General features: G+C 71.6%; 13 protein-coding genes. 10 read left to right on the top strand and 3 right to left on the bottom strand.

Annotated elements, in window-relative coordinates; translation table 11 throughout:
- The 10 genes from Q0R13_RS07105 to Q0R13_RS07065 all read left to right on the top strand — a co-directional run.
- Positions 1-245, top strand: a 245-nt coding sequence (locus Q0R13_RS07105; protein ID WP_293901577.1) for a PDZ domain-containing protein, incomplete at its 5' end; no start/stop codon positions are given.
- Between the two features lie 29 nt (positions 246-274).
- Positions 275-946 (top strand): response regulator transcription factor, encoded by a 672-nt coding sequence (locus tag Q0R13_RS07100; protein WP_293901574.1) that lies wholly within the window; start codon positions 275-277, stop codon positions 944-946.
- A gap of 118 nt (positions 947-1,064) precedes the next feature.
- Positions 1,065-2,471, top strand: a complete 1,407-nt coding sequence (locus Q0R13_RS07095) for a HAMP domain-containing sensor histidine kinase (protein ID WP_293901572.1) — start codon at positions 1,065-1,067, stop codon at positions 2,469-2,471.
- Between the two features lie 52 nt (positions 2,472-2,523).
- Positions 2,524-2,754 carry a type II toxin-antitoxin system ParD family antitoxin gene (locus Q0R13_RS07090; protein ID WP_293901569.1) on the top strand — a complete coding sequence of 77 codons (231 nt, stop codon included), beginning with the start codon at positions 2,524-2,526 and terminating at the stop codon, positions 2,752-2,754.
- Positions 2,751-3,074, top strand: a complete 324-nt coding sequence (locus Q0R13_RS22610) for a type II toxin-antitoxin system RelE/ParE family toxin (protein ID WP_366852543.1) — start codon at positions 2,751-2,753, stop codon at positions 3,072-3,074. Before Q0R13_RS07090 ends, Q0R13_RS22610 begins: the two co-directional genes overlap by 4 nt.
- Entirely contained in the window at positions 3,017-5,953 is a 2,937-nt protein-coding gene (locus tag Q0R13_RS07085) for a bifunctional [glutamine synthetase] adenylyltransferase/[glutamine synthetase]-adenylyl-L-tyrosine phosphorylase (RefSeq protein WP_293901580.1), read from the top strand. The genes Q0R13_RS22610 and Q0R13_RS07085 overlap by 58 nt, the downstream gene beginning before the upstream one ends.
- 212 nt (positions 5,954-6,165) lie before the next feature.
- Positions 6,166-6,621, top strand: a complete 456-nt coding sequence (locus Q0R13_RS07080; RefSeq protein ID WP_293901567.1) for an EF-hand domain-containing protein — start codon at positions 6,166-6,168, stop codon at positions 6,619-6,621.
- A 29-nt stretch (positions 6,622-6,650) separates the two neighbouring features.
- Positions 6,651-7,193, top strand: a complete 543-nt coding sequence (locus Q0R13_RS07075) for an RNA polymerase sigma factor (protein WP_293901564.1) — start codon at positions 6,651-6,653, stop codon at positions 7,191-7,193.
- A 7-nt stretch (positions 7,194-7,200) separates the two neighbouring features.
- A complete protein-coding gene (locus Q0R13_RS07070) occupies positions 7,201-7,629 on the top strand; it encodes a hypothetical protein (RefSeq protein ID WP_293901562.1) in 429 nt (142 codons plus the stop codon).
- Positions 7,629-8,114 (top strand): periplasmic heavy metal sensor, encoded by a 486-nt coding sequence (locus Q0R13_RS07065; RefSeq protein ID WP_293901559.1) that lies wholly within the window; start codon positions 7,629-7,631, stop codon positions 8,112-8,114. Before Q0R13_RS07070 ends, Q0R13_RS07065 begins: the two co-directional genes overlap by 1 nt.
- Here the strand turns inward: Q0R13_RS07065 and Q0R13_RS07060 are convergent.
- From Q0R13_RS07060 to Q0R13_RS07050, 3 genes are all read right to left on the bottom strand, one after another.
- The gene (locus Q0R13_RS07060; RefSeq protein ID WP_293901556.1) at positions 8,067-9,854 is read right to left on the bottom strand and encodes an ATP-binding protein; all 1,788 of its coding nucleotides are present in this window, start codon (positions 9,852-9,854) and stop codon (positions 8,067-8,069) included. The two genes, Q0R13_RS07065 and Q0R13_RS07060, sit on opposite strands and share 48 nt — an antisense overlap.
- 160 nt (positions 9,855-10,014) lie before the next feature.
- Positions 10,015-12,630 carry an aminopeptidase N gene (gene pepN / locus Q0R13_RS07055; protein WP_293901553.1) on the bottom strand — a complete coding sequence of 872 codons (2,616 nt, stop codon included), beginning with the start codon at positions 12,628-12,630 and terminating at the stop codon, positions 10,015-10,017.
- 52 nt (positions 12,631-12,682) lie between these two features.
- Positions 12,683-13,150 (bottom strand): hypothetical protein (locus Q0R13_RS07050; protein ID WP_293901550.1); only part of this gene is annotated, 468 nt, incomplete at its 5' end.

Genomic DNA, 13,150 nt, shown 5'->3' with positions numbered 1-13,150 from the left:
GCCTGAACCTGCCCGCCGACATCAAGGGCGCCCTGGTCGAGAACGTCGACCAGTCCTCCGATGCGGGCACCAAGGGCCTGCGCCGCGGCGACGTCATCACCCGCGCCAACGACCGCGCGGTCATCGCGCCGGGCGACCTGGCGGCGGTGGTCGACGCGGCCAAGAAGGCCGGTCGCACCAGCGTGCTGGTGGGCGTCTATCGCAACGGCCGCACCGCCTTCCTGCCGATCAAGGTTTCGGGGTAACCTCCCCCTCTGATGGGGACGGGAATCACATGCGGATCCTGATCGTCGAGGATGACCTCGAGGCGGCCGAAGCCATGGCCCGCGGCCTCGGCGAGGCCGGCCACGACTGTGTCCGCGGCCATGACGGCGAACAGGGCCTGGCCGCGTCCCGCGACGGCGCGTTCGACGTGATGATCGTCGACCGCATGATGCCCAAGATGAACGGCGTCCAGCTGGTCGAGACCCTGCGCCGCGAGGGCGACCGCACCCCGGTGCTGTTCCTCTCGGCCCTGGGCGAGGTCGGCGACCGGGTCGACGGCCTGCAGGCCGGCGGCGACGACTACCTGGTCAAGCCCTACGCCTTCGCTGAACTGATCGCGCGGATCGAGGCCTTGGCCCGACGGCGCGACACGGGCTCGGTCCAGACCCTGCTCAAGGTCGGCGAGTTGGAGATGGACCTGATCGCCCGCACCGTGCATCGCGCCGGCAAGGAGATCGACCTGCAGCCGCGCGAGTTCCAGCTGCTGGAGTTCATGATGCGCCACGCCGGCCAGTCGGTGACCCGCACCATGCTGCTGGAGAAGGTCTGGCACTACCACTTCGACCCGCAGACCAACGTCATCGACGTGCACATCTCGCGCCTGCGCTCCAAGATCGACAAGGGCTTCGACCGGCCGATGCTGCAGACCGTGCGCGGCGCGGGCTACCGGCTCGACGCGTAGGAAAGTGGGGACACACACCACTTTCCCCCACTCCGCCGTTGGACATCGGAAACCCGCGCCTCGGGAAAAGTGGTGTGTGTCCCCACTTTCCCCTTCCCCGTAAACGGGTAAGGCAAGGATGGCCGTCCGCCTGCCGCGCATCTTCCGGACAACGCCGTTCCGGCTGACGCTGCTGTTCCTGGCGCTGTTCGCCAGCGCGGCGTTCGCGTTCCTGGCCTACATCTATGTCGCCACCGCCGGCGAGGCGACGCGGCGCACCGACCAGGAGATCCGGCGCGAAATGCGCTCCCTGGTGGATGTCTACGACCGCGCCGGCGTCGACGCCGTCAACCAGTCGCTGATCGAGCGCGCCGCCAGCGAGAAGCCGTTCCTCTATCTGCTGCTGACCAAGGACGGCCGACGCATCTCCGGCTCTATCGAGGAGAGCCCGGTGGAGGGCTTCACCGGTGCGCCCACCAAGGCCACCTTCCAGGTCACCGACGTCGACGCCCAGGGCCACCAGGCGAAGCACCCGGCGCGTGGCCTGCAGGAGCGGCTGAAGGGCGGGGAAATCCTGTTCGTCGGCGCCGACGCCGGCGAGGACGAAGCCTATGTCGCCAAGATCGTCCGCGCCCTGCAGGCCTCGGGCCTGCTGGTGGTGATCCTGGGCCTGGCCGGCGGGGTGCTGGTCAGCCGCAATGTCTCGCGCTCCATGGTCGACCTGATCGATGTGGTGGAGCGGGTGCGCAACGGCGAGTCCGGGGTGCGCGCTCGGGTCCGCGGCACCCGCGACGAGTTCGACGAGCTGGCCCAGGGGGTCAACGAGATGCTGGATCGTCTCGAACGATCCATGGCTGGACACAAGCACGCCGGCGACGCCATCGCCCACGACCTGCGCTCGCCGCTGACCCGCCTGCGGGCGCGCCTGGAGGCCGCCTACATCGACGTCGAGGCCGGCAAGGGCGACGCCGAGGAGGCGCTGGCCCAGGCCCTGACCGACACCGACGGGGTGCTCAAGACCTTCGGCGCCGTGCTCTCCATCGCCCGGCTGCAGGCGGCCGGCGCCGCGCCCAGCCCGGTGATCTTCAACCCCGCCGACCTGGCCGCCGACATGGCCGAGCTCTACGAGCCGTTCTGCGAGGAGAAGGACCTCGAATTCTCCGCCGAACTGACCAGGGACCTGAGCGTGCGCGGCAACCGCGAGTTCCTGGCCCAGGCGGTCGCCAACCTGCTCGACAACGCGGTGAAATACACCCCGGCCGGCGGGGCGATCATGCTGCGCGTGCGCCGCCGTTCCTCCGGCGAGGTGGAGTTCTCGGTCACCGACACCGGCCCGGGCGTCCCCGACGAGGACCGCGAGCGGGTGATCCAGCGCTTCGTGCGCCTGGAGAACAGCCGCAACGAACCGGGCGCGGGCCTCGGCCTCTCTCTGGTCGCCGCGGTCGCCGAGGCCCACGGAGGCCGCCTTGAACTCTCCGAAGGCCCCGGCAAGGTCGGCGACATGGGCCCCGGCCTGCGTGTGGCGTTCATCCTGCCGCGACCCTAGGACCATTCTTGCCATATTTTGCCATGGGCGTATCGTCGGCGGCATGAGCACCATGAACATCTCCCTGCCAGAGGCGCTGAAGGCGTTCGTCGACGACCAGGTGGCGGAGCGGGGCTATGCGACCAGCAGCGAGTACATCCGGGAGCTGATCCGGCGCGAGCTCGACCGGGAGAAGCTACGCGCGATGCTGCTCGAAGGGGCAACCTCGCCCTTGACCGGTCCTATGACGGAGGACGACTTCGGGGAGCTTCGGGATATCGCGCGCGGCCATCAAGCCGGATGAAGCCGAGGCGGGTCGTTCCGCGCGAGCGGGCGCGCCAGGATATGCGAGCCGCCGCCCGCTACTACCGTCTGGAAGCCGGTGAGGATGTCGCCCTCGGATTCGTCGCCGAACTCCGCGCGGCGCTAGCAACGATAGCGACACATCCGGGCGCGGGTTCGCCCCACTATGGCATCACGCTGGGTATTGCCGGGCTCCGGAGCCGGCCATTGGGTCGCAATTCCTACCTTGTGTTCTACGTCGAGGGCGACGGCCGGATAGAGGTCTGGCGCGTGATCCACGGTCGGCGCGATATCGCGTCATTGCTTGGGGCCCCAACCTGACCCTCGCCGACCATCTCCAGCCCTGCGGACCCGTCCTCGACGCCAAGGCGGCCGAGCGGCTGCGGGGGCTGCTGGCAGAGCGCCCGTGGACGCCGGCCCTGGTGACCGCCTGGCCCGCCCTGGCCCCCGTCTTCGGCGCGTCGCCCTATCTGGCAAGCCTGGTCCGGCGCGACCCGGAGCGGTTGGCGGACCTGCTGGCCGCCGATCCGGACGAGCGGCTCGAGACGATCCTGGCCCGCACCGCCGCCGTCGCCGACCTCCTGCCCGAGGCGGCCGCCGCCCCGTTGCGCATCCTTAAGCAAGAGCTGCACCTGCTCACCGCGCTCGCCGACCTGGGTGGCGTCTGGGACCTGGACCAGGTCACCGGCGCCCTGACCCGATTCGCCGACGCCGCCGTGCAGTCTGCGCTGGCGTCGGCCGCGCGGGGGGAGCTCGCGGCGGGCCGTCTCACCCGGCTGGGCGAGGGCGACGAGGGCCCGGTCCCCGGCTGGTTCTGCATCGCCATGGGCAAGCAGGGCGCCGTCGAGCTGAACTATTCCAGCGACATCGACGTGTCGGTGTTCTTCGAGCCCGACGCCCTGCCGCTGGCCCCGGACGTTGAGCCCCAGGCCTTCGCGGTGCGCCTGACGCAGCGGGTCTGCGAGCTGATGCAGGCCCGCACCGCCGACGGCTACGTCTTCCGCATGGACCTGCGGTTGCGTCCCGACCCGGCCTCGACGCCGCTGGCCGTGGCCGTCCCCGCGGCCCTGGAATACTACGAGAGCGTCGGCCAGAACTGGGAGCGGGCGGCCTTCATCAAGGCGCGGCCGTGCGCCGGCGACCTGACCGCCGCCCGCGACTTCCTGCGCGAGCTGCAGCCCTACATCTGGCGCAAGCACCTGGACTTCGCGGCCATCGCCGACATCCATTCGATCAAGCGCCAGATCCATGCCCACAAGGTGGACGAGCGGGTCTCGGCGGCTGGCGTCGACCTGAAGCTGGGGCGCGGCGGCATCCGCGAAATCGAGTTCTACGTCCAGACCCAGCAGCTGATCCTGGGCGGCCGCCACCCTGAGCTGCGCAGCAACCGCACCCTGGACGCGCTGCAGGCCCTGGCCGCCGCCGGCCACGTGGCGCCCGACACCGCCGCCGAACTGACCGCCGCCTACCGCCGGCTCCGCTGCGTCGAGCACCGCGTCCAGATGCTGGACGACGAACAGACCCATCGCCTGCCCGAGGCGGACGTCGACCGCCGGCGGGTCGCCGCGCTCTGCGGCCACGCGCCGCTGCGCAGCTTCGACGCCGAGATCACCCGGACCCTGAAGGCGGTCAACGCCCGCTACGGCGAGCTGTTCGCCGAGGAGGAGGCGCTGTCCTCGCGGTTCGGCAGCCTGGTGTTCACCGGGGTCGACGACGACGCGGAGACCCTGGCGACCCTGGCCCGGATGGGCTTCCCCAACCCGGCCCGGGTCTCCCAGACCATCCGCGCCTGGCACCACGGCCGCGTGCCGGCCACCCGCACCGAGCGGGGCCGCGAGCTGTTCACCCGCCTGGCCCCGCGGCTGCTGGAGGCGGCCCATGCCACCGGCGCGCCGGAGACTGCCTTCAACCGCTTCTGCGATTTCTTCGCAGGCCTATCCGGCGGGGTGCAGCTGCAGTCGCTGTTCCTGGCCCAGCCCAAGCTGTTCGAGCTGGTGGTCCAGGTGCTCGCCTTCGCGCCGCACCTGGCGGCCACGCTGGGGCGGCGGCCCGAGGCCATCGACGCCATGCTCGACCCGGACTTCTTCTCCGAGATCGAGATCGCCCTCGAGCGCGCCGACATGGAACGCGCCGTCGCCGGGGCCGACGGCTTCGAGGCGGCCATGGACGTGGTGCGCCGGGTGCATCGCGATCAGGCGTTCCGGGTCGGTGTGCAGGTGATGAGCGGCACGGCGTCGGCCGAGCTGGCCGGCCGCGCCTTCGCCGACCTGGCCGACCTCTGCATCGAGGCCCTGGCGCCCGCCGCCCTGGCCGAGGCGGTGCGGCTGGGCGGCGCCTTCCCGGGCGACGTGGCCATCGTGGCCCTGGGCAAGTGCGGCTCGCGCGAGATGAGCGCCACCTCCGACCTCGACCTGATGACCCTCTACCGGGCTAGCGACCCCGCCGCCGGCTCGGCGCTCAAGGGCTGGGACGCCTCCACCTTCTACGGCCGCTTCACCCAGCGGCTGATCGCGGCGCTGTCCAGCCCCACCGCCGAGGGTCAGCTCTACGCGGTCGACATGCAGCTGCGGCCCTCCGGCACCAAGGGTCCGGTGGCGGTGAGCTTCGCGGCCTTCGAGCACTATTACCAGGGCGAGGCGGAAACCTGGGAGCTGCTGGCGCTGACCCGCGCCCGGGTGGTGTGGGCCACGTCCGCCGGCTTCGCGACCGACGCCGAGGCGGCGGTCGAGGCGGCCCTGCGCCGCCCCCGCGACCGCCGCGGGACCGCCCGCGATGTCCGCGAGATGCGCGAGCTCATGGAACGGGAGCGGCCGCCGAAGGGGGAGTGGGACCTGAAACTCACGCCGGGCGGCCTGGTCGACATCGAGTTCGCCGCCCAGTTCCTGCAGATCGCCCACGCCGCCGAGGGCGGTCCGCTGGAGCCCAACACCGCCCAGGCCTTGGCCGCCCTGGCCCGCGCCGACCTGGCGCCGGCCGCGGCCGTGACGGCGCTCTCCGAGGCCTGGCGCCTGCAGCAGGATCTGACCCAACTGCTGAAGGTGGCGCTGGGCGACGGCGCCGACCCGGCCGGCGAGCCCAAGGCCTTCCAGGCCCTGCTGGCCCGGGCCGGCGAGGCGCGCACCTTCAAGGCCCTGCGCGCCCGGCTGGACAAGGTCCAGACCGCCGCGCGGGGCGCCTATGCCGCGATGCTGAAGAGCTAAAACGCCCGCTCATTCCGGCGAAGGCCGGGACCCAGATGGATTGGCTGTGATGTGGGTTCGAGAGGCTCAGCGCCTATCCGATCAGCCTGACCGCTTCGCGATCTGGGTCCCGGCCTTCGCCGGGATGAGCGGCTTCAAGGCTAGCGACGGACTCGCCGAGCTCGGGCGTACAAGTCTCAAGGGGCCGGTAACCCAAAGTCACACGAGGATCTATGAAGCGCATTGCTCTTCTCGCGGTCGCCTGCGCCGCCGTCGCCAGCCTCGCCCAGGCACGCCCTGACCCGGCCCGCGAGCGGCCGGACCCCGACGCCGACCACGACGGCAAGGTGACCCTGGCCGAGTTCAAGGCCAGCCATGCCGAGCGTGAGGCCCACATGTTCGCCCGGCTCGACACCAACAAGGACGGCAAGATCACCCAGGCCGAGTTCGATGCCGGCCGCCAGCGCGCCGAGGCCGCGGGCCGCGGTCGCCCGGCCGGCGCCGGCCATGGCGGCGGCATCTTCGCACGGCTCGACACCGACAAGGACGGCGCGATTTCGAAGGCCGAGATGGAAGCGATGACCGTCCAGCGGTTCAAGATGGCCGACACCAACAACGACGGCTGGCTCTCCAAGGGCGAGCTGCTCATGATGCGGCAGAAGATGCGTGGCCCTAGCCCGTCGCAATAGGCGTCCCGCACCCGGAGGCGAGGGCAGGTTTGGGGGATCCCGACGAGGAACTCTTGTCGCGGGTGGCGACGGGCGACCCCGCCGCCGTGCGCGCCCTCGTCGCCCGCAAGCTGCCGCGCCTGCTGTCGCTGGCCGGCCGGATTCTGGGCGACCGGCAGGAGGCGCAGGACGTCGCCCAGGAGGCCTTCCTGCGGGTCTGGAAACAGGCGCCGAAGTGGCGGCCGGGCGCGGCGCGGTTCGACACCTGGCTGCACCGGGTGGCGTTGAACCTCTGCTACGACCGCCTGCGGCGGCGCCGCGAGGTGGCCTATGCCGACCCGCCCGAGCGGGCCGACGAGGGGCCGGGGCCGGACCGGGGCCTGATGGCGGCGGACACCGGCCGGCGGGTCGGCGCGGCGCTCGCCGCCCTGCCGGACCGCCAGCGCGAGGCGATCGTGCTGTGCCACTATCAGGAGCTCGGCAATATCGAGGCCGCCGCCGTCATGGGGGTGAGCGTCGAGGCGCTGGAGAGCCTGCTCGGGCGCGGCCGCCGGGCGCTGCGCGCGGCGCTGGCGGACATGAAGGAGCTCTGAAAGCCCAATGACCCCGGACGGCATGACCCCCGAACGCTTCGAAACCCTCGCGGAGGCCTATGGCGGCGATGTCGCCCGCTGGCCGGACGCCGAGCGCGAGGCGGCCGCCCAGGCGATGGCGGCGCGGCCGGCGTGGGCGCAGGCCGCCCTCGCCCGAGCCGGAGACCTGGACGCCGCGCTGGACGCCTATGGCCCGCCCCGCGCCGCCGCGGGCCTGATGGACCGCATCGTGGCCGACGCGCCAACGCCGCGCCGAGCGTGGCGCTGGACGGGCTGGCTGGCCCCGGCCGGCCTGGGCGCGGGCCTGGCCGCCGCCTGCGCGGCCGGGATGATCCTGGGGGCGCGGCTGTCGACGCCGGCGATCCCGGAGACCGATTCCGTCGTGACCGCGGTCACCGCCGACGACACCGGCGCCTATCCTGACGAGGAGGCCTGATGCCCCGCTGGCTGCTGCCCGCCGCGCTGTTCGTATCCATGGCCCTCAACGTGTTCGTGGTCGGGGCCTTCGTGGGCGTCCATCTGGCCGGGGGGAAGCTGCCGGCGCAGGCGGCGCAGCCACGGCCCCGCAATCCGGTGGCCGCCGCGGTCCGCGAGCTGACGCCCGACGAACAGGCCGCCTGGCGCGCCCAGATGCCGAGCTTCGCCCAGACCTACGGCCCCAAGGTCCGCGAAGCCCGCCAGCTGGTCCGCCAATCGATGCTGGGCTTCGGCGACCCGGCGTTCGACCCGACCGCCACCCTGGCCAATCTGCAGCGGGCCCGGGCGGTGGAGCAGGCCAGCCGCGCCGAGCTGGACCGACGCCTCGTCACGTTCGCGGCCACCCTGCCGGCCGCGGACCGGGCGCGGTTCGGGGAAGCGCTGGCCCGCCCGGTGTCAGGCGGCGGCCGCGCCGGCGGCGGGCAGGCTCTGCCGAACCGGTAGGGCGAAGCTGGCGGTCGTGCCCTGGCCCGGCGCGCTGCGCAGGTCCAGCAGGCCGCCGTGCATCTCGACCAGCGCCTTGGTCAGCGCCAGGCCCAGGCCGGAGCCTTGCGTGGTCTTGGACTGCTGGCTTTCAACCTGCTCGAACGGCCGGGCCAGCCGCTCCAGGTCGCGCGGCGAGATGCCGATGCCGGTGTCCTGCACGCTGATCCGCACGCGTTCGCCCAGCTGGTCCTCGCGGCGCTCCGCGCGGACCGTCACCCGGCCGCCGCGTGGCGTGAACTTGATGGCGTTGGAGAGCAGGTTCAGCAGCACCTGCTTGATCGCCCGGTGGTCGGCCTCCACCTCCGGCAGGTCGACGAAGTCGAGGATCAGCGACAGGCCGGCGGCTTCGGCCCGGTTGCGGACCAGGCGCAGCGCGTCCTCGGCGATCTCCTCCAGCAGGACCGGCTCGAAGCGCAGGCTCATCTTGCCGGCCTCGATCTTCGACATGTCGAGGATGTCGTTGATCAGGTTCAGCAGGTGCTGGCCCGAGCTGAGGATATCGCGGGCGTAGTCGCGGTAGCGCGGGTCGCCGACCGGGCCGTACATCTCGCCGGCCATGATCTCGGAGAAGCCGTTGATGGCGTTGAGCGGCGTGCGCAGCTCGTGGCTCATATTGGCCAGGAACTCGCTCTTGGCCTGGCTGGCGCCCTCGGCGCGGATCTTCTCGGCCTCGTACTTGCGGGCCAGTTCGCTGAGCTGCTCCTGGCTCTGCTCCAGGTTGATGACCGCGCGGCGGAGCTCCTCCTCCTTGATCCGCTGGGCCTCCTCCTGGGTCTTCAGCACGGTGATGTCGGCGGCGGTGACCACCAGGCCGGCCTCGGCGGTGGAGCGTTCGGAGATCTGCACCCAGCGGCCGTCGGAGAGCTCGGCCTCGCGCACGCCGCGCCGGCCGCCGGGGGCGGGGTATTCCTGGCGGATGGCCAGGCGGGCGGCGCGTTCCACCTGCTCGCGCCCGACGCCGGCCTTGAGGATCTCGCCGTCCAGCTGGAAGTAGCTGCGGAAGTTCTTGTTGCACATCACCATGCGGCCGTTGCGGTCCCACAGGACGAAGGCCTCCGACGTGCTCTCGATGGCGTCGCGCAGGCGGCTCTCCGCGGACTGGGCGCGGGCCTGGGCCAGGCGCTCCTCGGTGACGTCCAGCGCCACGCCGATGATCCGGGCGAAGCCGCCCTCCGCCGCCTCGCCGAAGCCGCGGCCGCGGAAGTCGATCCACACCGGCCGCGCGCCGGCCATCGGCGGCACCCGGAACGAGACGTCGAAGTCGCCATAGATGGCGGCGGTCGACAGCGCCTCGCGCATGTCGTCGCGGTGGCCGGGGGCGACGCGCTCCAGTACCTGCTGGCCCTCGATCAGGCCGCTGCGCCAGCCGAACAGCGAGGCGGTGACCTCGGACATGAAGATCTTGTCGGCGGCCAGGTCCCATTCCCAGATGCCGCAGCGGGCGGCCTCGACGGCGCTGCGGAACCGCTGTTCGGAATCGCTGCGCGCGGCCTGCACCCGCTCGACCCGGCGCATCTCCAGGATCAGCAGCACCCCCAGCGCGAACGCCACGGCGGCGGGGATCAGGAACCAGGCCACGACCTCGGGCATGCCCGCGGCCAGGTGGTCCAGGCGGATCAGCCCGAGCACCATGAACATCGCCAGCAGCAGCAGGACGGCGAGGATGCCCGGGCCGGAATGGCGCTTGGGCGCGGACATGCGATCTCGCCCGCGCCGTTCCGCCGCGACGCCCGTCACACTTTGTCCCCCGCGTCCGGCCAAGGCCGCCGCTCCTTCACCTTCCGCGATCGGAAATACCCGTGTCCCGCGCAAGCTTAAGCTGAACCGTCGCCCACGGTCTCGTGGGTTTAATGACGCATCAATTGAGGGCGCGCGTCGCCAATTCGTAAACGTTCTTGGAGAGGCCCTCGACCGCGACAATACGCTCCAGTTCCGAGCGCATCAGCCTACCCAATTCGGGTGTCAGCCGCCGCCAGCCGCCCAGGGTGTCGACCAGGCGGGCGGCGGTCATCGGGTTGAAGCGGTCGACCGCGATGATCTGGTCGGCCAGGAAGCGGTAGCCGGCGCCGCTCTCGTCATGGAACCGCGCCGGGTTGAAGTTGGCGAAGCTGGAGACCAGGGCGCGCAGTCGGTTGGGGTTCTGCACGTCGAAGGCCGGGTGGGCGGTCAGGCCCAGGACCCGGCCCAGGGCCTCTTCGCTCTGGTCACGACCCTGGATCGCGAACCACTTGTCGACCACCAGCGGCTCGTCCTTCCAGCGGTCGTAGAACTCGGCCAGCGCCGCGTCGAACGTCGCCCCGCCGATCAGCATCAGGGCGTTCAGCCCGCCGATGGCGTCGGTCATGTTGGCCGCCGCGTGGAAGTGGCCCAGCGCCATGTCGGCGATGTCGTGGCGCGGGTTGGCGGCCATCAGCTCCAGCGCGGCGTTGCGCAGGGCGCGGCGTCCGGCCCCGGCGGCGTCGGGCGAGAACTCGCCCAGGTCCTGCAGCCCGGTGTGCAGCCGGCGCAGTTCGGCGTTGAGGTGCAGCGCCAGCCGCAGGCGCAGCGCATCGCGGGCCTCGTGCAGGGCGGCCGGATCCACCGGGCTGCGCAGCAGGGCCAGGTCGGTCTCGGCCGGCAGCGCCAGCAGCAACGCCTTGAAGGCGTTGTCCGAGGCCTGGTCGTTGAGCGCCCGGCCGACGGCCTCGGCGTAGCGTTCCTCGCCCACCTCGTTGGGCCGGCCGGCGGCGCGCGACAGGATCAGCTCGGCGGCCAACTCCTGGCCGGACTCCCAGCGGTTGAACAGGTCGGGGTCGGAGGCCAGCTGCAGGTAGCGGTCCTTGGGCTGGGCGTCGGTGGTCAGCACCACCGGGGCTGAGAAGCCGCGCAGGGCGGAGATCACAGGGGCTGAGTCGACGCCGGTCAGGGTGACCGTGGTCTGCGCCGCATCCAGCACCACCACGGTCTCGTCCACCGCCTGGCCGTCGCGCTCGAAGGCCAGGGTGCGGCCCTCGGGGTCCAGCAGGCCGATGATCACCGGGATCGGCACCGGGCGCTTCTTGCCCTGGCCGGGGGTCGGCGGGTGGCTCTGGGTCAGGGTGATCTCGAGGCTCCGGGCCGCGTCGTCATAGCGGCCGGTCAGGCCCACGCGCGGCGTGCCGGCCTGCTCGTACCAGGCGAAGAAGTTCGACAGGTCCTGGCCGGACGCCTCGGCGAAACACTGGATGAAGGCCTCGACCGTGGTGGCGTGCCCGTCCCAGCGGTCGAAGTAGATGTCCATGCCCGCCCGGAACGCGTCGGCCCCGATCAGGGTCTTCAGCATGCCGATGACCTCGGAGCCCTTCTCGTAGATCGTGGCGGTGTAGAAGTTCTCGATCTTCATGAAACTGGCCGGACGGACCGGGTGGGCCAGCGGCCCCTGGTCCTCGGCGAACTGGCGCATCCGCAGCGCCTTGACCGCCTTGATGCGGCCCACGGCGTGGCCGCGCATGTCGGCGCAGAAGCCCTGCTCGCGGAACACCGTCAGGCCCTCCTTCAGGCACAGCTGGAACCAGTCGCGGCAGGTGATCCGGTTGCCGGTCCAGTTGTGGAAGTACTCGTGGGCGACGACCGCCTCGATCCGCTCATAGTCGGCGTCCGTCGCCGTCTCGGAATCGGCCAGCAGCAGCGAGGAGTTGAACACGTTCAGCCCCTTGTTCTCCATCGCCCCGAAGTTGAAGTCGCGGACCGCCACGATCATGAACAGGTCCAGGTCGTACTCGCGGCCGTAGGCGTCCTCGTCCCATTTCATCGAGCGCTTGAGGCTGTCCATGGCGTAGGCGGCGCGCGCGGCCATGCCGGTGTCGACATAGATCCGCAGGTCGACCACCCGGCCGCTCATGGTGGTGATCCTGTCCTCCAGCACGTCCAGCTCGCCGCCGACCAGGGCGAACAGGTAGCTGGGCTTGGGGAAGGGGTCGTTCCAGACCGCGAAGTGGCGGCCGTCGGGCAGGTCGCCCGTCTCGATCAGGTTGCCGTTGCACAGCAGGTGGCGGATCTTCCGGTCCGCCTCGATGCGCACGGTGAAGCGGCTCAGCACGTCCGGGCGGTCGGGCCAGAAGGTGATCTTGCGGAACCCCTCGGCCTCGCACTGGGTGCAATAGCGGCCGCCGGACATGTAGAGGCCTTCCAGCGCCTTGTTGTTCTCCGGATCGATCTCGACCTCGGTCTCCAGGACGAAGGCGTCGGGCAGGCCGGGGATGGTCAGGAATTCGGCGTCGATCGTACGCTCGGCCTCGCCCAGCACCCGGCCGTCGACGGCGACCGAGACCGGCGTCAGCCGCTCGCCGTTGAACACCAGCGGCTCGGCGTGCTCGCCGTTGCGGCGGATGGTCAGCCGGGCCTTCACCCGCGTGCGGTCCGGCTCGAGCACGAAGGTGAGGTGCGCCGCGTCCACCAGGAAGGCGGGCGGGCGATAGTCGGAGAGCCGGATCGGCTGGGGGGTGTCGGTGCGCATGGACGACATCTAGGCCGGCGGGCCGGGCGGCGCCAAGGCGCGTCGCGCCGGGTCAGGCGGAGTTGTCGGGCGGCGGCGCGTCGTCGTCCCCATCCTCGTCGTCCTCATCCTCGTCGTCCGCATCGTCCGGGCGCTCGAAGGCTTCCGGCGGCGGGTCGGGGAGGTCGCGCCAGGCGCGGGCGGCGGCTTCGGGCAGGCCCAGGTCGCGGCAGAGACGCACGACGCGGTCGTCGAGCGGCTCGACCGCCCAGTCGTCGTCCTGGGCTACGAGGCCGAAGCGGCTATCGCGGGCCCGCCGCGCCAGGCGCTGCTCGATCAGGTCGAAGTAATAGCCGGCTTCGTTCTCATAGTCGGCCGGCTCGTACTCGGACCAGACCACGCGTTGCGCCGCGAGGCGCAGGGCGTCGCGGCGCTCGGCGAAGCGGCTGGCGTCGCGCGCCGGGGTCGGCGGGGCGGGGTCGGCGGGGCGGGCCTGGGCGGCGGCGGGTTGTCGCGCGCGTCGCGCTCGCGCTCGCGCTCG

The sequence above is a fragment of the Phenylobacterium sp. genome, assembly GCF_025351295.1.
Classification (GTDB): domain Bacteria; phylum Pseudomonadota; class Alphaproteobacteria; order Caulobacterales; family Caulobacteraceae; genus Phenylobacterium.
The sequence above is the reverse complement of the archived record's forward strand: the minus strand, read 5'-3'. Positions and strand labels throughout refer to the sequence as shown.